At 62.6% G+C, this 22,545-nt stretch carries 18 protein-coding genes and 1 riboswitch; of the genes, 9 read left to right on the forward strand and 9 right to left on the reverse strand.

Features of this window, described 5'->3' with window-relative positions:
• The first annotated feature begins 73 nt into the window (after positions 1-73).
• The gene (locus INT40_RS09130; protein ID WP_193095958.1) at positions 74-2,932 is read left to right on the forward strand and encodes a DEAD/DEAH box helicase family protein; all 2,859 of its coding nucleotides are present in this window, start codon (positions 74-76) and stop codon (positions 2,930-2,932) included.
• Positions 2,933-3,123: 191 nt separating this feature from the next.
• A complete protein-coding gene (gene poxB / locus INT40_RS09135; protein ID WP_193095959.1) occupies positions 3,124-4,839 on the forward strand; it encodes a ubiquinone-dependent pyruvate dehydrogenase in 1,716 nt (571 codons plus the stop codon).
• Between the two features lie 220 nt (positions 4,840-5,059).
• Here poxB and INT40_RS09140 read toward each other — a convergent pair whose 3' ends face one another.
• From INT40_RS09140 to ribD, 5 genes are all read right to left on the reverse strand, one after another.
• Positions 5,060-5,998, reverse strand: a complete 939-nt coding sequence (locus INT40_RS09140) for an endonuclease domain-containing protein (RefSeq protein ID WP_193095960.1) — start codon at positions 5,996-5,998, stop codon at positions 5,060-5,062.
• 457 nt (positions 5,999-6,455) lie between these two features.
• Positions 6,456-6,926 carry a 6,7-dimethyl-8-ribityllumazine synthase gene (gene ribH, locus INT40_RS09145; protein ID WP_193095961.1) on the reverse strand — a complete coding sequence of 157 codons (471 nt, stop codon included), beginning with the start codon at positions 6,924-6,926 and terminating at the stop codon, positions 6,456-6,458.
• A 76-nt stretch (positions 6,927-7,002) separates the two neighbouring features.
• Positions 7,003-8,436, reverse strand: coding sequence for a 3,4-dihydroxy-2-butanone-4-phosphate synthase (ribB, locus tag INT40_RS09150; protein WP_193095962.1), 1,434 nt, complete (start codon positions 8,434-8,436; stop codon positions 7,003-7,005).
• Complete coding sequence (locus INT40_RS09155; RefSeq protein WP_193095963.1) at positions 8,429-9,166, reverse strand: riboflavin synthase; 738 nt, start codon at positions 9,164-9,166, stop codon at positions 8,429-8,431. The genes ribB and INT40_RS09155 overlap by 8 nt, the downstream gene beginning before the upstream one ends.
• A gap of 41 nt (positions 9,167-9,207) precedes the next feature.
• Positions 9,208-10,299 (reverse strand): bifunctional diaminohydroxyphosphoribosylaminopyrimidine deaminase/5-amino-6-(5-phosphoribosylamino)uracil reductase RibD, encoded by a 1,092-nt coding sequence (gene ribD / locus INT40_RS09160; protein ID WP_193095964.1) that lies wholly within the window; start codon positions 10,297-10,299, stop codon positions 9,208-9,210.
• 114 nt (positions 10,300-10,413) lie between these two features.
• Positions 10,414-10,542: riboswitch (FMN riboswitch) on the reverse strand.
• A 192-nt stretch (positions 10,543-10,734) separates the two neighbouring features.
• On the opposite strand from ribD, the gene INT40_RS09165 reads away from it, so the two are divergent.
• The 3 genes from INT40_RS09165 (at position 10,735) to INT40_RS09175 (ending at position 13,480) form a co-directional block, all read left to right on the forward strand.
• Complete coding sequence (locus INT40_RS09165) at positions 10,735-11,211, forward strand: MarR family winged helix-turn-helix transcriptional regulator (RefSeq protein ID WP_101574088.1); 477 nt, start codon at positions 10,735-10,737, stop codon at positions 11,209-11,211.
• Positions 11,212-11,325: 114 nt separating this feature from the next.
• The gene (locus tag INT40_RS09170) at positions 11,326-12,639 is read left to right on the forward strand and encodes an MFS transporter (protein ID WP_193095965.1); all 1,314 of its coding nucleotides are present in this window, start codon (positions 11,326-11,328) and stop codon (positions 12,637-12,639) included.
• Positions 12,640-12,904: 265 nt separating this feature from the next.
• Positions 12,905-13,480, forward strand: a complete 576-nt coding sequence (locus INT40_RS09175; protein ID WP_193095966.1) for a DUF805 domain-containing protein — start codon at positions 12,905-12,907, stop codon at positions 13,478-13,480.
• A gap of 421 nt (positions 13,481-13,901) precedes the next feature.
• Here INT40_RS09175 and INT40_RS09180 read toward each other — a convergent pair whose 3' ends face one another.
• On the reverse strand, positions 13,902-15,008 hold the full coding sequence (locus INT40_RS09180; protein ID WP_193095967.1) for a tellurite resistance/C4-dicarboxylate transporter family protein: 1,107 nt from the start codon (positions 15,006-15,008) through the stop codon (positions 13,902-13,904).
• 235 nt (positions 15,009-15,243) lie between these two features.
• Here INT40_RS09180 and INT40_RS09185 point away from each other — a divergent pair, with 235 nt between their 5' ends.
• Entirely contained in the window at positions 15,244-16,086 is an 843-nt protein-coding gene (locus INT40_RS09185; RefSeq protein ID WP_193095968.1) for an ATP-binding cassette domain-containing protein, read from the forward strand.
• A gap of 94 nt (positions 16,087-16,180) precedes the next feature.
• Positions 16,181-18,358, forward strand: coding sequence for a YhgE/Pip domain-containing protein (locus tag INT40_RS09190; protein WP_193095969.1), 2,178 nt, complete (start codon positions 16,181-16,183; stop codon positions 18,356-18,358).
• A gap of 64 nt (positions 18,359-18,422) precedes the next feature.
• Here the strand turns inward: INT40_RS09190 and INT40_RS09195 are convergent, their stop codons facing one another.
• Positions 18,423-19,145: an AAA family ATPase gene (locus INT40_RS09195; RefSeq protein WP_193095970.1), complete on the reverse strand. Its 723-nt coding sequence runs from the start codon at positions 19,143-19,145 to the stop codon at positions 18,423-18,425.
• Between the two features lie 173 nt (positions 19,146-19,318).
• Between INT40_RS09195 and INT40_RS09200 the strand changes: the two genes are divergently transcribed.
• Entirely contained in the window at positions 19,319-20,251 is a 933-nt protein-coding gene (locus tag INT40_RS09200; protein WP_193095971.1) for an aminoglycoside phosphotransferase family protein, read from the forward strand.
• A 3-nt stretch (positions 20,252-20,254) separates the two neighbouring features.
• Here INT40_RS09200 and INT40_RS09205 read toward each other — a convergent pair whose 3' ends face one another.
• Entirely contained in the window at positions 20,255-20,854 is a 600-nt protein-coding gene (locus INT40_RS09205) for a LysE/ArgO family amino acid transporter (protein ID WP_193095972.1), read from the reverse strand.
• Positions 20,855-20,923: 69 nt separating this feature from the next.
• Here INT40_RS09205 and INT40_RS09210 point away from each other — a divergent pair, with 69 nt between their 5' ends.
• On the forward strand, positions 20,924-21,859 hold the full coding sequence (locus tag INT40_RS09210; RefSeq protein ID WP_226831027.1) for an ArgP/LysG family DNA-binding transcriptional regulator: 936 nt from the start codon (positions 20,924-20,926) through the stop codon (positions 21,857-21,859).
• A gap of 21 nt (positions 21,860-21,880) precedes the next feature.
• Here the strand turns inward: INT40_RS09210 and INT40_RS09215 are convergent, their stop codons facing one another.
• Positions 21,881-22,483: a TetR/AcrR family transcriptional regulator gene (locus INT40_RS09215; protein ID WP_193095973.1), complete on the reverse strand. Its 603-nt coding sequence runs from the start codon at positions 22,481-22,483 to the stop codon at positions 21,881-21,883.
• Positions 22,484-22,545 lie beyond the last annotated feature (62 nt).

Below are 22,545 nucleotides of genomic sequence, written 5' to 3' on the forward strand. Positions count from 1 at the left end.
ATAACTTGAGTCGGCTTGGACAGATTCTGCCCTTCTTCGCTGTCGATCAAGGGCTCGTCTTAGACTGATTGCCATGTCGATGCCCGAGGTGAAGCCAATGCGAGGTCACCGACCTCCGTTGCGCCGACACCAACGCGAGGCACTTGACGCACTCACGAGTTCAGTCAGCGCCGACTCTCGCCGATCTTGGATCGTCCTGCCGCCGGGTGCAGGGAAGACCCGGGTCGGGCTCGAGCATGCGCGGCATCTGCTCACCAACGGACATGTCTCGAAGATTGTGGCCTTCGGCCCCAACACCGCCATCCAGACTCAGTGGGCGAACGCCTGGAACAGCCACAGTTCCGATCGCCTCGGCGAAGGTGCCGACAACGCCGCTGACGAGCCCGCCGCCGGAGGCACCGACCGCGCCGGACTCGACCGGAGACTCACCACCCAATTCACCGCTCTGACCTACCAATCGCTCGCTGTCTTCGATGACGACCGCGGAAGCACGAAGAACCTCCTCGACGAACTCGCCCCTGGAGGGCGGGAACTCGTCGACCGCCTTCGCGATGTTGGACCTCTGCTGCTCATCCTCGACGAATGCCACCACCTGCTCGACGTGTGGGGCAGCCTGCTGACCGAACTCCTTGACCTGCTCCCTGAAGTCTGGGTGCTCGGACTCACAGCCACTCCTCCCGGAACAATGACGACAGCACAGTCAGAGCTGGTGACCGGACTGTTCTCCGACATTCGCTACTCCGCTTCGATCCCTGCAGTCGTCAGAGAAGGCGATCTGGCTCCATTCGCGGACCTCGTGTGGGTGACGACCCCGACGAACGAGGAGAACAGCTGGCTATCGGGGCAAGCTGTGCGATTCACCGAACTCATCACCGACATCCTCGACCCCACTCAGGGCTCGGTGCCGTTCCTCGAATGGGTCGACAGGCGGTTCCTGGGCACCCGAGAGCACGTTGTCAGTTGGGCGGCCATGAGCCGCTCGACACCGGAACTGTGCTCGGCTGCGCTGCGGCTGCACCACGCGGATCTGCTCCGTTTGCCTCCCGGTGCCAGACCCGCCGAACAGCATCGCCGCAATCCCGATGCCGAGGACTGGGCGCTGCTCGTCGACGATTGGATGCGCCACCACCTGATGGTCTCCGAGGAGGCAGAAGACATCGAACTCGCCGAGGTGATCCGTCGTGACCTGCCCGCAATCGGGTACCGCTGGACCCGGAACGGCATACGGGCGGGACGATCACCCGTCGACCGCGTGATCGCCTACTCGGCGTCGAAGCCACAGGCGACGAGCGAGATCATCTGCGCCGAGGCGGCCAACCTTCAAGAACGCATGCGGATGCTGGTCCTCTGCGACTTCGAATCGCTGACAGCGACGCTGCCGGCCGACGTCAGCGGGGTGATCAGCGAACGCTCCGGTTCGGCCCTGCTCGTTCTCGAAACACTCGTCTCCGATGCCCGCACCTCCGGCCTCCGACCACTGCTCGTCTCCGGCAAGACCGTGGCTGGAGCTCCGGAGGTGCTCGGCGAGCTGCGTGCTCGGATTGCCGTATCCGACGAATCCCTGGCTTCTCGTTTGCAGGTGAGCGAACCGGTATCTGGAATCAGCCGACTCGAGGGTCCGTGGACCAGCCGGACGTGGGTTCCCTATGTGACCGACTTCTTCACCACGGGCAGGACTCAGGTGCTCATCGGCACCCGTGCCCTCCTCGGCGAAGGTTGGGATGCACCGGCCATCACCGGATTGATCGACTTGAGCACCGCGACCACACCGACGGCGGTGACGCAGACCCGCGGTCGTGCGTTGCGGCGAGACCCTGACCAGGCACACAAGGTCGGGCTCAACTGGACCGTCGTCTGCGTCAGCCCCGATCACCCACGCGGTAACCAGGACTGGGGGCGTCTCGTGCGCAAACACGACGGCTTCTTCGGCACGGATTCTGAGGGTGAGGTCGTCGACGGAGTGGCTCATATCGATTCCGCGTTCTCGCCCTACGAGCCTCCCCTGCCCGATATGGCAGACGAGATCAACGCGCGGATGATCGCCCGCTCCCAAGACCGCGGGGAGATCGCCCAGCGGTGGCAGGTCGGCAGTGACTATCAAGACGAGGAGATGCGCTCGGTGCGAATCCTTCAGCGCACCGGCCATCGACGCACCGAACAGTCGAGCCTCACCTCAGCCGACCCCGTTCGCAACGGCGATGTCAGCGTTTTGCCGCGCCACCTCGGCGGGGATCCGGGGCACATCCTGCCATTCCGGGTGAGGACTGCCACTGTCGTGCCCTGGACGGGATTTGGACTGATTCTCCTGCTGCTGGGTGTGGCGATCGACGATGTGGGCGGCCTGGTCCTCACGGTGCTCGGGCTTGTCCTTTGGCTGAGCTTGCCGGTGGTGCTGTCCGTAGCCGGAAAACGACGAACTCGGCTCTATGCTAAGCCGCCGACGGTGGGCCAACTTGCCGGTGCCGTCGCCGATGCCCTGCACAGTGCGGGGTTGAGCAAGACAGGATCGGACTCGGTGCGTGTACGCGTCGACGCGAGTGGGGATCTGCGGTGTCATCTCGATGCGGAAGCCCAGTCCGCGGAGGTCTTCGCGCTCGCCCTCGACGAGGCGGTGTCCCCGATCGCCGACCCGAGGTATCTGGTTCCTCGCTGGTCTCTGCCGCAGTCATCGATTGGAGCGCGCGGACTGTGGGAACGTCTGAAGGTCGGGTGGTCGAATGCGCAGCAGAGCGATCCGGTCTGGCACGCGGTGCCTTCAGCTCTCGGCACGAGAAGAGAATCGGCAATAGCGTATTCGCGAGCGTGGAACCGGTGGATCGGCGGCGGTGAAGCGGTCTACACGAGGAACCCGGAAGGCGCAGGCGTCCTCACCGCATATCGCGGAACGAATCCGATGCAGATGACTTCTGTGCTGCGGACATCCTGGCACTGAGCTTCGGGCCGTGTGCATCGGACATTGTCGTATGGTCCGGCGGTGCTGTCTCTGACTTCACATGCCCGACCGCTGACCTCGGGGCTAGACTGAAACCGCGGTACCAGCCTGCGTCGGTACTCTGACTGGTTTGCTGACGGGGTCCACCCAGGAGCTGAGAGAGCTCCACGTGTTTCAACGGAAGGAATCCTATGCCCACCGTCGCCAGAAACATCGTCGATACGCTTGTGGCCAGCGGAGTCAAGCGCGTCTACGGCATCCCAGGAGATTCGCTCAACGGCTTCACCGATGCCCTGCGTGTCAACCCACAGCTCGAATGGGTCCACGTCCGTCACGAAGAGGCCGCCTCGTTCGCCGCCAGCGGTGAAGCCGCACTGACCGGTGAACTCGCCGTGTGTGCAGGCAGCTGCGGACCTGGAAACCTCCACCTCATCAACGGACTCTACGACGCCCAGCGCTCCCGGGTTCCCGTGCTCGCGATCGCCGCACAGATTCCCAGCGACGAGGTCGGCTCGAACTATTTCCAGGAGACCCACCCGACCGAACTGTTCCGCGAATGCAGCGTCTACGTCGAAAACGTCGCCACCAAGGAGCAGATGCCGCGCCTGCTGCGCATCGCCATGCGTGAGGCCATCGAGAAGCGCGGTGTCGCCGTCCTCGTCATCCCCGGTGACATCGGTCTGTCAGAAATCGATGCCGCCGCTGAGGTGGTCCGGTCCTATGCCCCGCATGTGATCCCCGCAGAATCCCAGATCGAGGCCGCGGCGAAGGCTCTCAACAAGAGCAAGAAGACCACGATTCTCGCCGGTGCCGGCACCGAAGGCGCCCACGACCAGCTTCTGGCCATCGCCGAAAAGCTGCAGGCTCCCATCGTCCATTCGCTGCGCGGCAAGGAATTCGTCGAATACGACAACCCCTACGACGTGGGCATGACCGGTCTGCTCGGCTTCTCCTCCGGCTATGCAGCGCTGAAGGACTGCGACACCCTGCTCATGCTCGGCACCGACCTGCCCTACCAGCAGTTCTACCCCGAAGGTGCGACGGTCATCCAAGTCGATGTGCGCGGCTCCCAAATCGGGCGACGCACGCAGGTCGACATTCCGCTCGTCGGTACGGTTGCCGATACCGTCGGCGCACTCCTGCCACAGATCAAGGCCAACCGCAGCAGCACGCACCTGAAGGCCCTGACGAAGCATTATGCGAAGACCCGCAAGGATCTCGACGAGCTGGCTACGCCCTCGAAGAGGACGATCCACCCCCAGTACCTCACGCGGCTCATCGATGAGATGGCCGATGATGACGCGGTCTTCGTCCCCGATGTCGGATCACCGGTCGTGTGGGCAGCACGCTACCTGTCGATGAACGGCAAACGTCGGCTCATCGGTTCATTCAGCCACGGCTCCATGGCCAATGCCCTATCCCAGAGCGTGGGTGTGCAGTCGGCCTTCGAAGATCGACAGACCATCGCCCTGGCCGGCGACGGCGGGCTGGCTATGCTGCTGGGCGAGCTCATCACGCTGACCCAGAACAAGCTGCCCGTCAAGACCGTCGTGTACAACAACTCTTCGCTCAACTTCGTGGAGCTGGAGATGAAGGCGGCGGGCTTCGTCACCTTCGGCACGGAACTGAACAACCCGGATTTCTCCACCATCGCCGAGGCGGTCGGGATCAAGGGGTTCCGAGTCGAGAAGTCCAAGGACCTGCCAAAGGTCGTCAAGGAGTTCCTCGCCTATCCCGGTGCCGCGATTCTCGACGTCGTCACCGAACGCCAGGAGCTGTCCATGCCGCCGACGATCACTGCCGAGCAGGCTAAGGGCTTCGCGCTCTACGCCGTCCGCACGGTGCTCTCGGGCAAGGGCGATGAACTCATCGACCTGGCCCGGACGAACCTCCGCCAGCTGTTCTGAGGTTGCGCGTTCGCGGCAGGCGGCGCACCTGAACCTGAGAGCAGCCGCCCTCGCGGGAGGGCAGCCGCGGTCGGGCAGCCGCGAACGAGGTAGAACCGCTCTACGGCCAAACGGTTGGTAAGTTCGTCTTGATCCTTGCTTCGGGATCGAGACGAACTTACCAACCGTTTGCTGTTTCGCGAGCTGTAGGTTGCAGAGTCTGCTGTCGCTGGTTGCCGGTTCAGACTGGGTTGTTCAGGTGAGCGGCGAGGAGTTTCCCGAATGTGTTCATATCTGTTCTCTTCGTGACTCGGAGGATGGTCCATCCCTCAGCTTCCAGAAGTTGTTGCCGTTCGATGTCAGTGTTGAACTGACCTGCTGACGACCGATGGTGGTCTCCCTCATATTCGATCGCCAGCTTCAACTCCGGGTACCCCAAATCGGGTTGCAGGATCACATTCTTGAGGTGGCAGCGAACTTGTGGGTGAACAACCGGTTCGGGGAAGCCGTTGCCGATGAGCCACAGCCGCAGCCAGGTCTCTCGAGGCGAGTCAACGGTGAGGCGGATGAGTGAGAACGCCTTTGCTATCTTTCGACGGCTGCGGACCTGTCGCCGAGTGGCGAGTTCTGTCTGGAGCGACGCGAGAGTGGTCTTCGGACCTCCGAATCGCTTCGACACCGCTGCATCGCCGAATTGCACGAGCTCGAGCAGACTGAGGTGAGAGCCGAGTTCGAGGAGAAGGAGTGGAACCGTGACCAATTGCAGGTCGAAGAAGTCGATCTGCTTGAGCTGACGATGTCGATGAAGAATGACCTGCCGCATATTGACTCGGGTGCAGGCCGTGTCTCCGGCAACGTGTAGATCCTGGTCCCGGATTCGATTCGGCACCGGCAAGCCATAGAGGCGAGCCGCGGTCCAGAATGTGCCGGCCACGTCGGGGCGTCGCAGACGAAAGCCTCGTAGCTGCGTCGCAACTCTCTGCCACTCGGCTCCTGCCCAAACCGGTGTGGGAGCCATGATGTCCTCGGTTCTGTCGATCCAAACGCCATGGACCATCTGGATATAGCGCGGATCATGCTGCAGCGCATACGAAGTGATCTTCCGAGCGGCCAGATCGGCGCGGGTGAATGGGGTCGGCATCTGCCTGAACGTCATCGGTTTCGAGTGCCAATACGACATGCTGATCAGTATCGGGCGGCCAGCGGCACACTTTCCAAGTGACTCGGGAGCGTTGGGGATAGCGACCCGACATCCCCAGGGGAATTACGTCCAAGTCAGGTCCAGCTGTGGACAGATTCGCACTCGGCTCGAGCGGCGATTTCCGCTGACCCTGAACGGTATTCCCGTGATCGTTTTTGTTGTTCGCGGCCCCAGCGCGAATTTCTTAGTCTCAGAATGTTCCGAAGCTCGGGGCCATCCACACTGCAAAGCGCATGAGTCGACTTTCGCAGGTCCGGCGAAGCGGAATCCCGACATATCTGCGGACTCTTGCTGAAACGGTTGGTAAGTTCGTCGCGATCCCGAGCTTAGGATCGCGACGAACTTACCAACCGTTGGCGCAGGAAGCCCCTGTCACGCCTACTGCGGTCTGACTAGCCGCGCTCACGTTCGCCGTGGCGATCGGCCGCTTCATTGCTCACACGATCGGAAACTCCGCGAGGGCCTGCGCCGTGACCAGGGCGGCGGTCATGGCTTCGTGGCCTTTGTCTTCCTGAGAGCCTTCGAGTCCGGCACGGTCGAGTCCCTGCTGCTCGGTGTCGCAGGTCAGCACTCCGAATCCGACCGGTTTGCGGGTGTCGATGGCCACGCGATTGAGGCCATCGGTGGCGGCCTGGCAGACATAGTCGAAGTGCGGGGTGCCGCCACGGACGACGACGCCAAGGGCGACGACCGCGTCGAAGTGCGGAGCCAGGCGTGCTGCGGCGATGGGCAGTTCGAAGCTTCCCGGGACTCGAATCAGAGTGGCCTGGGCTCCGGCTTCGGTGGCTGCCCGCTGGGCTCCGTCGACCAGACCGTCCATGATCTGTGTGTGCCAGGATGCTGCGATGATGGCGACTCGAGTATCGGCCGCAGAGACGGTGAGCTCGGGTGCTCCGGAATGTGCCATGGGTGGGTCCTTTCGTAGCGGCCGTGATGGCCGGAGTAGTCAGTGCTGATGAGTGCGAATCAGTTGAAGTGCCTGATCAGCAGTGGTGCTTCTCAGCGATGGTCGCCGAGGCTGTGGCGCTGCCGACCACCGAGGGCAGGGTCAGCGTGTGGTGCATGCGCTCGCGCTTGGTGTTCAGGTAGTTCGAGTTCTCCGGCCGCGCTGGGATCTCAAGCGGATCGACGGCCTCGATCGTGATTCCCAGTGCTTCGAGCGCCCGGGTCTTGTCCGGGTTGTTCGTCAGCAGACGGATGCGAGTCAGGCCGATCGAGGCCAGGATCTCCGCGGCCGCACGGTAGTCACGGTCATCGTCGTGGAAGCCGAGTTCACGGTTCGCATCGACCGTGTCCAGTCCCTGATCCTGCAGGGCGTAGGCACGGAGTTTGTTGCTCAGTCCGATACCGCGGCCCTCGTGGCCGGTCAGGTAGATCACGGCGCCACCTTCGTCGGAGATCCGGCGCATCGCCAGATCCAGCTGTTCTCCGCAGTCGCAGCGGTGAGACCCGAAGACGTCCCCGGTCAGGCACTCCGAATGCACTCGTACCAGAGGCGCTGGCCCACGCAGTGAAGCCTCCCGACCCACTGACTCAGGAGCAATGGCGGCAGAGTCGACACTGGAGAACACGCCGAGGTGGTCGTGTCCGTCGATCGTGAATGCGCGGGCTCTGAAGCTCCCGTGCTTCGTCGGCAGCGGCACCTCCGCCGAGACTTCGATCGCTCGCGGGTTCGCATCCGCCTCATGCGTCGAACCGTGAACCGTTGATTCGGTCTCGGATCCGAGGTTCACATCTGCTTCGTTCAGGTAGTCGATGAGACCTTCGATCGAGACCATCACGAGCTGATGTGCATCGGCGAACTCGCGGAGGGAGTCGAAGCGCATCATCGAACCGTCGTCGTGGACGACCTCGCCGATCATGGCCACAGGAGTGGCACCGGCGAGGCGAGCGAACTCGACTCCGGCCTCCGTGTGCCCGGGGCGCTCGCGGACTCCACCAGACTTAGCGATGAGCGGGAACACGTGTCCAGGGCGCGTGATCGAGGCCGGGTCGGGAACCGCTGCGGCGAGGTGGCGCCCGGTCAGGGCACGTTCGGCGGCACTGATGCCCGTCGTCACGCCGACCGCATCGCAGCTGATTGTGTACGCGGTGCCCTTTGGGTCTTCGTTGGTGGAGACCATGGGCGGCAGCTCGAGCGCGGCGGCACGCTCGGCCTCCATGGGGGCACAGATGACTCCGGAGGTGTAGCGGACGAAGAAGCCCATGGTCGCAGCCTCGGCGAACTCGGCGGCCATGATGAGGTCGCCTTCGTTTTCGCGGTCTTCGTCATCGACGACGACGATGGGTTGGCCCGCAGCGAATGCCGCAATCGCGTCCTCGATCGGATCGAGCCGCGCACTTGCTGCAGTTGAGTCGGAACCGGCAATCGCCTCAGTCGAGTCGAGCCGTGGATCGGTGGGGTTGGTCTCAGGCATTGTCGGCTCCTTGTCGAGTGCTGCTGTCGGTTGAGTTGAAGAGCGTGGTCGTCTCCGCGGAGGTGGCAGGCTCCGCAGCGGTGGTCTCCGCAGGGAAGGAGAGTAGACGGGCGGTGTACTTCGCGAGCACGTCCACCTCGACGTTGACTGGATCGCCGGTGGCCAGCTTGCCGAACGTGGTGTGGCTCAGGGTGGCCGGGATGAGCCCGACCTCGACCCAGGCGCTGGTCTCGGAGGGTTCGGACACAGCGGTCAGCGTCAGGGAAACGCCGTTGAGGGCGATGGAACCCTTGCTGGCGGTGTAGGGGGCCAGCGGATTCGGGATGCCGATGCGCAGGGTCGACCACTGGTCATAGTCGTCTCGGCTCAGCAGTTCACCGCAGCCGTCAACGTGTCCCTGCACCACATGACCATCGAAGCGCCCCGAGGCGGGCGTGCACCGTTCCAGGTTGACCCGGTCCCCGGTGCGCAAGGCTCCCAATCCGGTCAGACGCAGGGTCTCACCCATCACTTCGGCGGTGAAGGGGCCTTGCACCTCGGCGGTGGGGGCGCCCGGCGGCGAGGAGGATTCGTCCCTGACCGAAGTCAGGCACACGCCGTTGACTGCAAGCGATCCGCCGAGACCGAGGTCGTGGACGAGGCCCTTGGCGTCGATGGTGATGACGGCCGAGTCGTCCAAATGGTCGATGGCTGCGACAGTGCCGAGCTCTTCGATGATGCCGGTGAACATATGCCCTCCGAGTGGGTATTCGATGGTAAATAGGAGACGAGTCAGATCGTGTAGTTGTCAGTGGGGCCCGAACGTGAACCCGAGCCGGAACTGGGGCCCGAGCCTGTGACGAAGTGCAACAGCACGTCGGGCCCCAGCTGTGTCACGGCGGGTTCGGCAGTTTCGTCAGGAATCAGGCCGACTGCCTCGCTCAGCGTGGACGTGCTCAAGCCCGAGAGACTGGACTTCCCCGGCCCAATCAGCAAGGGGGCCTGATAGCAGAAGATTTCGTCAACCGCTCCTGCGGCGAAGAAGGCGCCGAGCACGCTGGGCCCACCCTCGACGAGGATGTGGCGCATGCCGCGGGCATACAGTTCGCCTAGCGCTGCAGTGATGTCGCGAGTGCGCAGGTGAATGGTGTCGGGGTTGAGTGCGAGGAAGGATTCCGGCGGCAGGGAGGTCATCCCGAGCACGATGGGCACCGGCTGTGACTCCAAGGGTTCACCACCGGGGCCTCTGGCATTGAGTCGTGGATCGTCAGTGAGGGCGGTGCCGGTTCCGACGAGGATGCCGTCGACCCGGGACCGGAACTGATGGGCGTGATCTCGTGAGACCGCCGAGGTGATCCATTGGCTGGTCCCGTCTGCGGCGGCGACCTTTCCGTCGAGGCTCTGAGCGATCTTCGCTGTGACGAACGGACGCTCGGCATCCACTGCAATTCGCCACCGCGTATTCAGCGCAAGCGACTCGTCGTGGCCCAGGCCTGAGCGGACCCGGATGCCCGCCTCGGCGAGGGTGGCTTGACCACCGGCTGCGACGCCGTTGGAATCGGGGAGTGCGAAGACGACGTCGGGGATGCCGGCATCGATGATCGCCTGCGTGCACGGACCGGTCCGACCGGTGTGGTTGCACGGTTCCAGGGTCACGAACAGGGCGGAGGCGGTGAGGTCGACGCCGCGGTCGATGGCTGTGGTGATGGCGTCCACCTCGGCGTGGGGACTGCCCGCACCGGCATGATGGCCGACGACGATCTGCGAGTCTTTCGTCAGGATTGCGGCGCCCACCAGCGGATTCGCGCCCCGGTGACCGTTTCGCGTAGCCTGCAGGGCAGCGGACATCGCGGTCATTTCGAGATCGGTGAACCCCGCGTGCATGAAAAAACCTCCCGAGCCGATGCCGGGAGGGAGGATATTGCGGGTGCAACTATCAGGGCGTGCGAACGTGTGCGACAGCGCATTGGGATGCACCGAATCACAGCGACCGCAGTCGCCATGCTCCTCCCATCCAGACTCTGACTGTCGGTCTTGGAATTTCACCAAGTCAACCACCTGCACGAATGCAGTCGGCTCGCGGACTATCACCGCCGGTACGGATTTTCACCGTCCCCGGAACATGTGACCACAGATTAGCACGCCCCTCGCCGAGGCAGCCATGACGTCCATCACATGAGAAGCGCGAGTGCCCTGCCGCAGTCCTGCTGGGCGGGGGTGCGAGTGGGCAGGAGTGCGGGTGGGGGTGATGTTGGCTGCGGCGTCGTTGAAGCGGGGCAGTTCTTGCGATGATGCATAGCCAGGGTATATAACTAAGTTATGGATGATGTTGATTCGGCGGAACTCGTCACTGGCCTTGTCGTCGTCTCCTCGCGCCTGACCAGGGCGATGAGGCGAGTGATCGGCAACGAAAGTGAACTTGTCACACTGCGCGCTCTTGGCGTGGTTGAGCAGTACCAGCCTGTCCGGGTGGGACATTTCGCGCAGGGGTACCTGTGCTCCCAGCCCGCGGCGACGAAGGTTCTGGCTCGTCTCGAAGAGGCAGGTTACGTTCTGCGCGAAACCAGCCCCAATGACAAGAGGGCATCACAGTTCTCCCTGACCGAGGACGGCCGTGCGAGGTTGGCAGAGAACCGCACCGTTCTGGCCGAACGGATGGAGCCCTACTTCGAGGCGCTGACTCCCGACGATCGGCTCAGCGTCCATCGGGCGTTGGGGCTCGTCTCGCAGTACCTGCAGGAACAGCATCCGGTGGATGCCGAGGAGGTCGGGCAGGGCGAGACGCAGGCCGGGTGACGTCGAACCACCTCGGCGGCAATGACGTCGAGCCGACGATCACATCAGGCCGATCGCATCAGACCAACGACAACAGATCACAACAGACCGACGAAAGGATGCGCGGGAAGAGCTATGAGTGTGTCACCAGGTAGCGAAGTACAGAAGAATGACGGGGAGGGTGCGGAAGCATCTATTCTGCGTCAACCGCGAGCAGTGTGGGCGGTCGCGTTCGCTGCGGTCATCGCGTTTATGGGCATCGGTTTGGTTGACCCGATTCTGCCCGCGATCTCCGCCGATCTCCACGCATCCCCGTCGCAGTCGATGCTGCTGTTCACCAGTTACCTGTTCATCACTGGCGGCATGATGTTCTTCACTAGCTTCGTGTCCTCACGGATCGGTGCGAAGACCACGCTGCTCATCGGCCTCATCCTCATCGTTGCATTCTCTGCCCTGGCCGGGTTCTCCAGCAGCGTCGATCAGATCATCGGCTTCCGTGCCGGTTGGGGGCTGGGCAATGCCCTCTTCATTTCCACCGCGCTCTCGACCATCGTCGGTGCAGCCTCCGGCGGTGCCGACAAAGCGATCATCCTCTATGAGGCGGCCCTGGGCATCGGCATCGCGACCGGCCCGCTGTTGGGCGGCCTGCTGGGCGGAATCTCCTGGCGCGGACCGTTCTTCGGCACCGCGGTCCTTATGGCCATCGGCTTCATCGCCATTGTGATCCTGTTGCCCGGCGGGAAGTCGGGCAGTGGCAGCGTGAAGACCTCGCCCGAGCCGATCAAGCTCAGCGCCACCTTCCGTGCCTTGGCTCGCCCCGGTGTTCTCGTGCTCGGAATTGCCGCGCTGCTGTACAACTTCGGCTTCTTCATTCTGCTGGCCTACAGCCCCTTCCCAGTTGAAGCAGCCGCAGCGAAGGCCGGCATCGAAGATTTCGGGGCCATGGGCCTCGGCTACGTGTTCTTCGGTTGGGGAATGTGCGTGGCCATCACCTCGGTCTTCGGGGCACCGCTTCTGACCAAGCGACTGGGACGTCGTCGCAGCCTCGTCGTCTCCCTCATAGCACTCGCGGTGCTGCTGGCCGTGATGGGCTTCCTCGTCGAGTCGTTCACCGGCATCATCGTCAGCGTCATCGTGGCCGGACTGATCCTGGGCGTGCTCAACACCGTCTTCACCGAATCGGCGATGGAGGTCAGCGACCTGCCTCGCCCTGTGGCCTCAGGGACATATTCCGGAGTGCGCTTCATCGGCGGTGCCGTGGCCCCGATTGTGGCCGGTGTCGTCTCGGAGTCGATCGGTACCGGCGCACCGTACTTCTTCGGCGCCGCCGTAGTGATCCTGTCTGTGGTCGTCATCGCGATCGGCTGGAAAGCTCTTCGACGGGTCGACGGTCACATCGACGAAGCTCCGGTTGATGAGGCCTATGCCCTAACCGGCGGCGACGCTTGAGGCGGCCACACCGCAAGTGAGTCATCGACCTCTCAGAATATTCGCCTGAGGCGAACCGTAAGTGGCGCTCGAGAGGCATGGTCTTCTCGGGCGCTTTTCGCGTGTTGGCATCGCCGTGGCGGTTTCAGTCGGTCTTCGCATCACACTGTTCATGTGACGTTCCAGATCTGGAACACCCCTGATGCTAGGTTCAGAGTCGGCATGTAGCACAATTGATATCGCACTTCCTGTGCAGAGACGATATTTTCCCAACACGAAGGTCACCATGTCCTACGACGCGAACAATGCCTATGGCGCGAACAGCGCCTACCCTGCAGGAGCCGGCGCCGCAGGCCCAGGAGCCATGGGCCCTGGTGCTCAGATCCGTGGGGCCGCTAGCCCCGAGGATCTCTCCCTCCCTCTTTACGGTGCTTCGTTCGGCCAGGCCGTCAAGCGCTTCTTCAAGAAGTACGCCACATTCACAGGCCGCGCTTCACGCAGCGAGTTCTGGTGGGTGGCGCTGTTCGGGTTCCTGCTGGCGATTGTTCCGTACGTGCTCATGATCATCGGCGCTGTGATGTCGGCAGGTGCTGCGGCATCAGTCGATCCTTATGATCCGGTGGCTACGCAGGCCGCGACATCTGGACCAGGCATGGTGCTCGTTGCGATCGGCGGCATCTTGATGCTCCTCATTGCGCTCGCCATGATCGTTCCAACGCTGGCAATCAACTGGCGCCGACTCCACGATGCGAACTTCTCAGGTCTGTTCTACCTGCTGACGCTGACATCCATCGGCGGAATCGTCGTCTTCGTTATGACGCTCCTGCCTCCGAAGGCAGAGGGCCAGCGCTTCGACGTGTGATCGTCAAGGCGTGATCGCGTGAGCGGGGCTCTGATCCTAGGGCTTGCCCCTTGCACGAACTGAAGCTGTCGCATGCACGCACTGCATGCGGCAGCTTTTTCAATGTCACGCTGCCTGCCGCACTGTCCGTCGTCTGCCGTTGCGTCGCCAACTCATACACTCCATGCCGTTCGGCACCGCTCCTGCCAACTCATACAGTTCGTTCCGCAAGAGGCCCCGTCGGCTCTAGTTCCTACCGTTGCAGCTGTAGGGTGTGGCGCCAACTGGGCGTGGTGCTCCCGCAGCTGCGCTCAGCTCCGCGACCCTGTGTAGGCGCGGGCCTCGCTCAGCTCGGCGACTTCGCGTCGCTCAGCTCCAGCGCCCGTTCCCCCTCGTCGCTCAGCTCCTGCCCCGAGCCTCCCTCAGCTCCGCCCCGCGGCTCTCAGCCCACCGTAGCGTCCGAGGATGCCTGCGCTTTCGTCGAGCGCACGAATGACCACACCATTGCGCAGAAGACGATCGCCCATACACCCAGGGCGATCCAATACCACTGATCGCCGATCCACGAGATGATCGGCACCCCGTCGACCTTGCCCACATTCATGCTCGCCACGGAATACATTCCCAGCGGGAAGACCATGCTCCACAGTCCCGCCGAGTATCCCAAAGGGATGCGGTGTCGGAAGTGCCGCCACAGTCCGGCGATGACAAGTGCCGGGATGAGCCAGGTCGAGATGGCCCACAGGATCGCCGAGGCGCCGGCGATGATGACCGTCGTCGCCGCGAAGATGGGTGCTGTTCCGCCCTCGAGGATCTTTGAGCCTGCAACCACGGAGATGGCCAGCGCGCCCATCATCACCCAGTACGGGGCGTCGAGATCCTCGGGACCGATGCGGTGGAGCAGCGCCCTGATCCCGACGAAGACGGCGCAGACGAGATAGAGCCCAATGCCGAGGCTCCAGGCGATGACAGCGATGACCGCAAGAACCGACCCGAAACTGACTCCAGACGCGGGTGCCTCGTCCGGCAGGTTCGCCATCAGCCCGGATGCGGCGACAGCAACGGACTGCGCAGCGACCACGCAGACGAACCAGGTTCCATTGACCTGTGTGAGGATGGGCGACTTCGCGGAGCCGAGCACAGCGGAGAAGGGAATGAGATAGCCCAGGGCCAGCCAGGCGAGGAGGCCGATGCTGAAGGCGGCGAGGGCGATGTGGAAGTGAGATTGCCCCTCGAGCCCAGTCGCGAGGACATTGGTCGCTGCGACGAAGGTGAAGAATCCAAAGGCCTTCGACGGGTTGTGGAGGTCGGCGCGCAGGTCCTCGTTGTGCGAGCAGGCGCGCCAGATGATCAGTGTCAGGAAGAAGGCGTAGAGGATCACGGCCAGCCAGAACAGTATGGTCGAGAGCAGGGTCAGTCCCTTGAGGTGTGCACCGACGGCCATAATTCCGGTGGCCATGACGGAAGCGAAGCATCCGGGTGTGACCGTACCCGGACTTAGCCCCCATCTGCTCTGCAGGTATGTCAGGTTCGTCTGCCCATCGCTCATTCCTCCATTATCGGCATTGTGTGGGCTTGAAGACATTCGCGGTGTTTTCAAGAAAATGTTCAGCTTCGACCATTATAGTTACCTATGAGTAACTTGACCTGCGTCAGACGGAACGGCACTGTAAGGGCCCATGTGGCGTAATGTGCTTGGCAGTGGTGCGTGCGTGACCCGCGTACCCGGCGTCAGCGGCCAGCGCGAACGGTCGACATAGTCGCACACATTGGGGGCATCAGAAATGCAGAGCAACTCAGAGGCACTCGTCGATGAGACAGAACAGGCGATAAGCCAAGTCAGTCTCCGCGGGTGGGGAATATCGGGAAAGAACGGAGACGTGTTCTCCGGCGTCGAACTCGACGTCCCCCGAGGTGCGGTCGCCATCATCCAGGGCCCAGCCGGATCCGGAAAAACATCCCTCCTGCTCTCGATCGCCGGGCGCATGCGTGTGACCTCCGGCGAGGGGCATGTGGGCGACCTCGACATTCGCAAGAAGCCCCGCCACGTCCGCGAGCAGGTCACGGTTGGGCATATTGCTGGGCTCACCGACCTTGAGAACGACTTCACCCTCGCTCAGCACATCGCCGAACGGCTCATCATGCTTCAACCCTGGTACAAACCCTGGGTGTCGAAGTCCTCCCTGCGCGAGGTCACCGACGTCATCCGCGAGACCTTCGACTCCGCCACCGAGGTGATCGATCGTCTGCCCGTCGGGACGTTCTCTGCTGCGGATGCCAAGGATGCCGACTTCCTCATCGACAACGAGGGGAAGGCCTTCGTCTCCGAGCTCAGCGAGCTCCAGAAATTCCTCCTCGAGCTGGGCCTCGCCAGCCTCGCCCAGGCACCAGTCGTCGTCCTCGACAACATCGACTATCTGCGCGAGCGCCAAGATCGCGCCCGCGCCTGGGCGGCAATCCTCATCTATCAGGATCTGCGCCGCAAACGTGCCCCCGAGCGTCCACTGACGGTGATCGCCTCCTGCGAAGACTCCACCGATGTCGACCTCGCCCTCGACGCATTGCACACGGAGGTATCGCCCACCTCAGTGAGCACACTGCAACTGACCCAGCATCCCCGACACTGAGTCAACCGACTCAGTCACCGAGGCGGGCGACTCAGATGACGTCCCGTTTCCACCAGCTTTTCGAATCTGTCGACAACAATAAGGTGCTTCTTCGATGTTCTCTCTGCCATGGCTCGAACTCAGCCGTTTCAAACGGCACACCATCACTCGGTTGGCGATCATCGTGGTGGCCATCATCCCCGCGATCTACGGTGGACTGTATCTGGCGTCGAACTGGGCGCCGACCGACAATCTGGACAAGCTCCAGGCAGCCGTGGTCAATACGGACGAGGGCGCCGAGAAACCCGACTCCGATGGTGAGAAGCTCCAGGCAGGCGATGAGCTCGTCGACAAGATCACGCCCAAAGGTGAAGGTGGCTTCGACTGGCAGGAGACATCGCTGAAGGAGGCCAACGACGGTCTCGCCGAAGGCAAATATTTCGCCGTCCTGGAGATCCCTTCTAACTTCTCCGAGCGACTCGTCTCGACTGGAGGGGACGATCCCGAGCAGGCAGGACTGAACCTGCGCACCGACGATGCGCACAACTTCATCGTGGGACAGATGGCGGGAACGATCCTCAACGAGATCAAATCAGGACTGAACGAGACCACGACGGCCGAATACGTCACCGAGGTCTATCTCGGCTTCAATGACATCCACTCCTCGACAAAGGAGGCGGTCAAGGGCGCGTCGAAGCTCAACGATGGTGCGGTTGACCTCCACGACGGAACTGGTGAACTCTCCGACGGTGCACATAAGTTGGACAAGGGAGTAGGGACGCTGCAGACCGGCATCGGTGACCTCGACGAGGGAGCTGGAAAGCTGAAGAAGGGCAGCGGCGACCTGAAGACCGGTGCAGATACGTTGGCCAAGAGCACCACCGAGGCTAAGAACGGCTCGAAGAAGCTTTCAACCGGAGCCGGACAGGTCGCTGATGGAACATCGCAGCTGCGAGACACCGCCGATGAGACCACGGACAAGGCCGAAGATCTGCGTAAACGCGCCGACGACCTCGTCGAGGGCACACGACCGAAGCTGGACAATGCGGAAGATGACTTCGAGTCGGCGCGGAAGACCGTGAATGGCGACATGGAGGATCGGGTCGCTCAGCTGCGCGAAGATTATCCCGACGATCCGAATGTGGCGAAGCTTGCCGACGACATGGACCGCCTCGGCGGGGATCTGGACAAGGCTCACGGTCGGGCCTCGAAGGCCGCCGATGAGGCTAAGGATCTCGAAGGTCCTGTCAAGAACGCCGTCGACGACGTGATGGAGAAGATCCGGGAGGCCGACAGGAAGATCGGCAAGCTCGACGACGGCGCGCAGAAGGTGGCCACTGGGGCCGATGACCTGCATTCAGGGCTCATCAAACTCGACGCCGGTGCAGGCAAGCTGGCCAAGGGCGCCGGAGACCTCAACGACGGTGTCATCCAGCTCAAGGACGGCACAGAGAAGGCCAAGACCGGTGCAGCCGACCTCAAGGACGGATCCTCAGAGCTGGCTGACGGCTCCGATGAACTCGACAAGGGCGCGAAGAAGCTCGTCGACGGATCGGGGGAACTCGCCGACAAGCTTGCCGAGGGACTCAAACAGATTCCGACCTATGACAAATCCGACCGCGAGAATCGCTCGGACGTCGTGGCGGTGCCCGTCGACGCCGAGAAGCTCAAGGACAACGCCGTGGACGCCTATGGTGAGGGCCTGGCTGCGTTCTTCGTCTCCCTCGCCCTATGGATCGGCGGAATGATCACCTACATGGTCATCAATGCGATTCCGTATCGTGCGCTGATGTCATCGGCGAAATCCTCTCGTATCGCTTGGGCCGGTTATGTGCCCGGCATTCTGTTCGGGGTGGCTCAAGTGGCGGTGCTCTATGGGGTGCTCACCTTCGCCCTCGATTTCTCCGCCGGAAGTTGGGTGTGGACCCTGCTGTTCTCGATCCTTGTCGCCGCCAGCTTCCATGCGGTCCATCAACTTTGCGTCGCGGCCTTGGGTGGTGTCGGCAGGCTGGTCGCCTTGGTCCTGCTCATGGTCCAGATCGCCTCGGCGGGAGGTACCTACCCGGTGCAGACGGCTCCGAGCATCTTCCAGATCATCTCGCCCTTCCTGCCGATGACACACGCGGTCAACGGCCTGCGGACCCTGATCGCTGGCGGAGACATGTTCATCGCCGCACAGTCAGCGGTCGTCTTGCTGCTCATGACCGCTATCTGTCTGGTGGCCACCATGTTCGTCTGTGGCCGGAAGCGAATGGTTACGCTGACTCAGTTGCACCCGAGCTTGTCGCTCTAAACCTCAGCCGTTGCCGAGGTGGCGGTGCGTCGGCGCGCACAGCCACCTCGGCGAGGGGCGACGGTCAGTCGTCATCGAAATATCGCAGGTATCGCTGGGGATCATCGAGGAAGCGTCTCCAATGGTCGACCATGTCGAGGCGATCCCACGTGGATTCGCGCAATCCCCATTCGCCGACCTCGACCAGCTTGGCACCCTCTGCATGTGCGAGGACGGGGGAGTGGGTGGCCATGATGGTCTGCAGCCCCGCGCGATCTCGCTGCCGGATGAGATGCAGCAAAGTCAGCGAGGCGGTGAAGGACAACGCGCTCTCCGGTTCGTCGAGGACCCACAGCCCCAGGCCCATGAACTTCCCCGTCAGCATCTCGATGAACATCTCACCATGCGACTGCTGTGAATAGTGATGCCCCCGAAAGGAGCCGATCTCCATCAGATAGGCCATGTTCTCGTGCATGGTCTCGGCGCGAAGGAAGAACGCGCCGCGCTTGGAAGCGGCTCCACGCACAATCTGCACATGTTCGCTCAGTTCAGGAACCTCCTCGGCGTGGTCGCGCACCTCCCATCCCGTGCCGCCACCGTGAGGGAGATCCAGGGCCGTGGCAAGTGCCTCGATGAGCGTTGACTTGCCCGAACCGTTTTCCCCGACGAAGACGGTCGTGCGCTCGAATTCGAACCCTTCCAGGAGATCCTCGACAGCAGGAAGCTCACGCAGCCATGGGCTGAGTTCTGGCGGCGAGTGCGCATGTTTGGTTACCGACCGCAACGGCAGATCTACCCGAGAATCCATGTCACCGACTGTAGCCCTCGGCACGGACACGGCGCTTTGGGCGGCACACTGGGTGCAGCGACCATGAAATGGCGACGACGGTGAAGTGGTTGGCGGCTATGAGCACCTAGCGGACATGAGAACGGAACGCAGAATCCTGGCTAAGAAGCGTGGTCGGCAAATATACTGACGATATGGACCAGCGAGCAACCGCGCTGCTGCGTCAGCACAGGTGGAATCCCGGTGACATTCTCGGAGCAGGCATGGAGGGCACGGTCATCGAGCTGTCCCGCGATGAGGTCGCAAAGGTTTGGCATGGTCGGAACCCGACAGACCTTCACGCTTTATTGAGCTTCGGGTCGGCATTGGAACAGTCGCCGATCCCCTTCCGCTGCTCACGCGTAATCGCAATTGTCGAAGACGGCGATCTCGCAGTCACCATTGAGCAGAGGGTGCCCGGGCGATCTCTGCGCCCCGACGCCTTGCCAAACGCCCCACTGGTTACAGGCGACGAGATCCGTCTCATGGGCGATGCACTGGCAGGACTGTCCCAAGCAACCGCTGTTGACCTGAATGCTCTTCCGATCCTCCCTGCAGAGAAGCCGTTTTCTCACACAAGCAGTTTCGGTGTCTCGCTGGCGGATCTTGCTGAGCGACGGTTCGAAAGGAGACCGGAATTGCTGCGCAAGGAGATAGGCGACATCGATGCACTCGTCACTGAACTTCTGTGCAGATTGCGAGACCTCCCCGAGTCCGACTCGAAATGTCTGATCCACGGCGATCTCATCCCCGCCAACGTGCTGATCGAAGACGGTGAAGTCGGCGGAGTCGTGGACTTTGGGTTCCTGACCACCGTCGGTGACCCGCAGTTCGATGCAGCGATCGCGGCAAGCAGCTTCGATATGTATGGGCCGAACGCCCGTCAATCGGAACAAGCGCTCTCGGCTGCGTTCAGTGCTCGGTTCGGGCATGACGCTGAGGTCTACAGCCTGTATCGCGCGGCATATGCGGTGATCACGAACGCTTATTTCGCCATCGACGGTCAGGACGGACATTTCCTGTGGTGTGCGGAGATGCTCAAGCGCGAGGACGTCAGGGAGGCAATAGTCAGCCCTCCCGACAGCTGATTCCTACCCGAACGCAAGCCGTGCGGCCAGGACCACCAGCACCACGGCGATGACGATGTCGAGGATCTGCCACACCCGCGGCCGAGCCAGGTAGCCCGACAACGCCCGAGCGCCGTAGCCGATGCCGAGGAACCATGTGAGAGACCCGAACATCGCCCCGATGGTGAACGGCAAGACACCGCCAGGTCCCTGCTGGTTCGCCAGGTTGCCGAGCATGACGACAGTATCGAGGTATACCCCGGGGTTCAGGAAGGTCAGCGCCAAAGTGGTGGCGATGATGGATTTCAGGCTGCGCTGATGTGTATCTGCGGTCAGCCCCGAAGCCTCGCGCGCTGACTTAAGGCTGCCCCACGCGTACCAGAGCAGATAGGCCACCCCTAGCCACCGCAGAATCTCCAGCGCCCACGGAGCCAGGAGAACGATCGCACCGATGCCTACAGTGCCCGATCCGATGAGTACGACGTCCGCGAGGATGCAGATCGTGAGCACCACACCGAGGTGCTCACGCCGAATCCCCTGACGCAGGACGAGGGCGTTCTGTGGTCCGACGGCGATGATGAGCGACCAGCCCGCGAGGGTTCCGCTGATGAGATGAGTGAGCACTCGAAAAGACTATGACGCGCACAATGATAAGAAAAACAACAGAATCTTCATCTGATGCACAATTGCTTAATGAACATCGATCATGTCAAAACCCTGGCCGCCGTCGTCGACGAGGGCACGGTCGAAGGCGGAGCGTTCGTCCTCGGCGTCACGCCATCGGCGACGAGTCAGCGCATCCGCACTCTCGAGTCCCGCATCGGGCAGGTCCTCATCCGTCGCACGAACCCCATCACCGTCACCGAGGCTGGGGAGGCGGTGCTGAAATATGCGCGGGAGATTGAGCTCCTCGAGTCCGAAACCATGGATCGACTCCACGGTATCGACATCGACGCTCCCGACGGCATCGGTGCCGACGGGACCGTATCCAAGGGTGGACGACGCAGAGAACCGACGGTGCTGCGGATCGGAGTCAACGCCGATTCGCTCTCGACCTGGTTCCGACCGATCTTCGCCGAGGTGGCGAAATGGGATGACATCGTCATCCGAATCGAGGTCGCTGACCAGGGCAATGCCCTGCCGCTGCTGACGTCGGGGGAAGTGCTGGGCACCATCACCTCGGCAGCAGCAGGCGGCTACGGCACCCAGGTGCAGAAGCTCGGATCGATGCGCTATGTGGCAGTGGCCACGAAAGGGCTGCTCGCGAAGTACGGAGCCGACGTTGGCGCGGGATCATTCGCCGAGGTGGGTCTGGGATCCCTGCCCATGGTGAACTTCGGCAAGGACGATGACCTCCAATTCGACTTCCTCCGCCGGGCCGGGGTGACGACGATTCCGCCGATGTCGGTGGTACCCAGCTCCTGGGAATTCGCGGCCGCCGTCGAAGCCGGGGTCGGCTGGGGCCTGATCCCCAGCATGCAGCTGGGAGGTCTCAGTCGGGACCTAGTGCAGATCACCGCGCAGCCGAACATCGATGTGCCGTTGTACTGGCACCATTGGAACCTCGCCTCGGAGAAGCTCGGACGACTCACGCAGGCTCTCCAGCAGGCGGCGGCTCAGATGCGCTGAGCTACGGGCTGGGCAGTGGGCCTATCGTCGCGGATCGGGAGCGGGCGCGAGCACCTTTGAGATCAGCCACCTGAGGTGATCGAGCGCGGCATCGACGGTGACCCGTTCGGGGGTGACGATTGAGTGAAGGGCCAGCCCGTCGAGCATGGTGAACAAAGCAGTCGCCGATGGTGCCACCTCGGCGGGGTCGAGGTGACCTTCGCCGGCCAGGATCTCAAGCCAGCGATGCAGGCATGTGTAGGTGAAGTCGTGGCCGTACTCGAGCAGCCGTCGGGTCACCGCACGGCGTTCGGGTCCAAGCGCGCTGATGTGCATCGTGAGCCACAGTTCAAGCTGTATCTCACGGTGTTCGTGGTTAGGAAGGAACTGCGCGCAGCACTCAAAGAGCCGCTCGCCCGGATCCCGGCTGGAATCGGTGATCGAGAAGTCCTTGACTGCCATGTCCATGGAGCCGCGAGTAATCGCCTCATGCAGATCAGCCTGGGTGGGGAAATAGTGGCGCAGCGTCGAGGCGCCGATTCCGGCTTCCTTGGCGACCGCCCGCACGCTGAGGCTGGCCTGCCCAGGTGGAGCCTGCTCAGCCAGTCGGATCGCTGCAGAGATGATGTCATCGCGTTTGGACATTCGTGCTCTCCTCAGTCTCGCAATCCGAATTCAGTCTCGCGCATCATTGTCGTCTTCTGTAT

Source organism: Brevibacterium sp. FME17, assembly GCF_014897515.1.
In the GTDB taxonomy this organism is placed as follows: Bacteria; Actinomycetota; Actinomycetes; order Actinomycetales; family Brevibacteriaceae; genus Brevibacterium.

Excerpts from the sequence above, each read along its gene's own strand:
- INT40_RS09195 (WP_193095970.1), bottom strand. The coding sequence starts at position 19,145 with ATGGATTCTCGGGTAGATCTGCCGTTGCGGTCGGTAACCAAACATGCG.
- INT40_RS09215 (WP_193095973.1), bottom strand. The coding sequence starts at position 22,483 with ATGTCCAAACGCGATGACATCATCTCTGCAGCGATCCGACTGGCTGAG.
- INT40_RS09175 (WP_193095966.1), top strand. The coding sequence starts at position 12,905 with ATGTCCTACGACGCGAACAATGCCTATGGCGCGAACAGCGCCTACCCT.
- INT40_RS09190 (WP_193095969.1), top strand. The coding sequence starts at position 16,181 with ATGTTCTCTCTGCCATGGCTCGAACTCAGCCGTTTCAAACGGCACACC.
- ribB (WP_193095962.1), bottom strand. The coding sequence starts at position 8,436 with ATGCCTGAGACCAACCCCACCGATCCACGGCTCGACTCGACTGAGGCG.
- INT40_RS09200 (WP_193095971.1), top strand. The coding sequence starts at position 19,319 with ATGGACCAGCGAGCAACCGCGCTGCTGCGTCAGCACAGGTGGAATCCC.
- INT40_RS09170 (WP_193095965.1), top strand. The coding sequence starts at position 11,326 with ATGAGTGTGTCACCAGGTAGCGAAGTACAGAAGAATGACGGGGAGGGT.
- INT40_RS09210 (WP_226831027.1), top strand. The coding sequence starts at position 20,924 with ATGAACATCGATCATGTCAAAACCCTGGCCGCCGTCGTCGACGAGGGC.
- INT40_RS09180 (WP_193095967.1), bottom strand. The coding sequence starts at position 15,008 with ATGAGCGATGGGCAGACGAACCTGACATACCTGCAGAGCAGATGGGGG.
- INT40_RS09165 (WP_101574088.1), top strand. The coding sequence starts at position 10,735 with ATGGATGATGTTGATTCGGCGGAACTCGTCACTGGCCTTGTCGTCGTC.
- INT40_RS09155 (WP_193095963.1), bottom strand. The coding sequence starts at position 9,166 with ATGTTCACCGGCATCATCGAAGAGCTCGGCACTGTCGCAGCCATCGAC.
- ribH (WP_193095961.1), bottom strand. The coding sequence starts at position 6,926 with ATGGCACATTCCGGAGCACCCGAGCTCACCGTCTCTGCGGCCGATACT.
- INT40_RS09185 (WP_193095968.1), top strand. The coding sequence starts at position 15,244 with ATGCAGAGCAACTCAGAGGCACTCGTCGATGAGACAGAACAGGCGATA.
- ribD (WP_193095964.1), bottom strand. The coding sequence starts at position 10,299 with ATGCACGCGGGGTTCACCGATCTCGAAATGACCGCGATGTCCGCTGCC.
- INT40_RS09130 (WP_193095958.1), top strand. The coding sequence starts at position 74 with ATGTCGATGCCCGAGGTGAAGCCAATGCGAGGTCACCGACCTCCGTTG.
- poxB (WP_193095959.1), top strand. The coding sequence starts at position 3,124 with ATGCCCACCGTCGCCAGAAACATCGTCGATACGCTTGTGGCCAGCGGA.
- INT40_RS09140 (WP_193095960.1), bottom strand. The coding sequence starts at position 5,998 with ATGTCGTATTGGCACTCGAAACCGATGACGTTCAGGCAGATGCCGACC.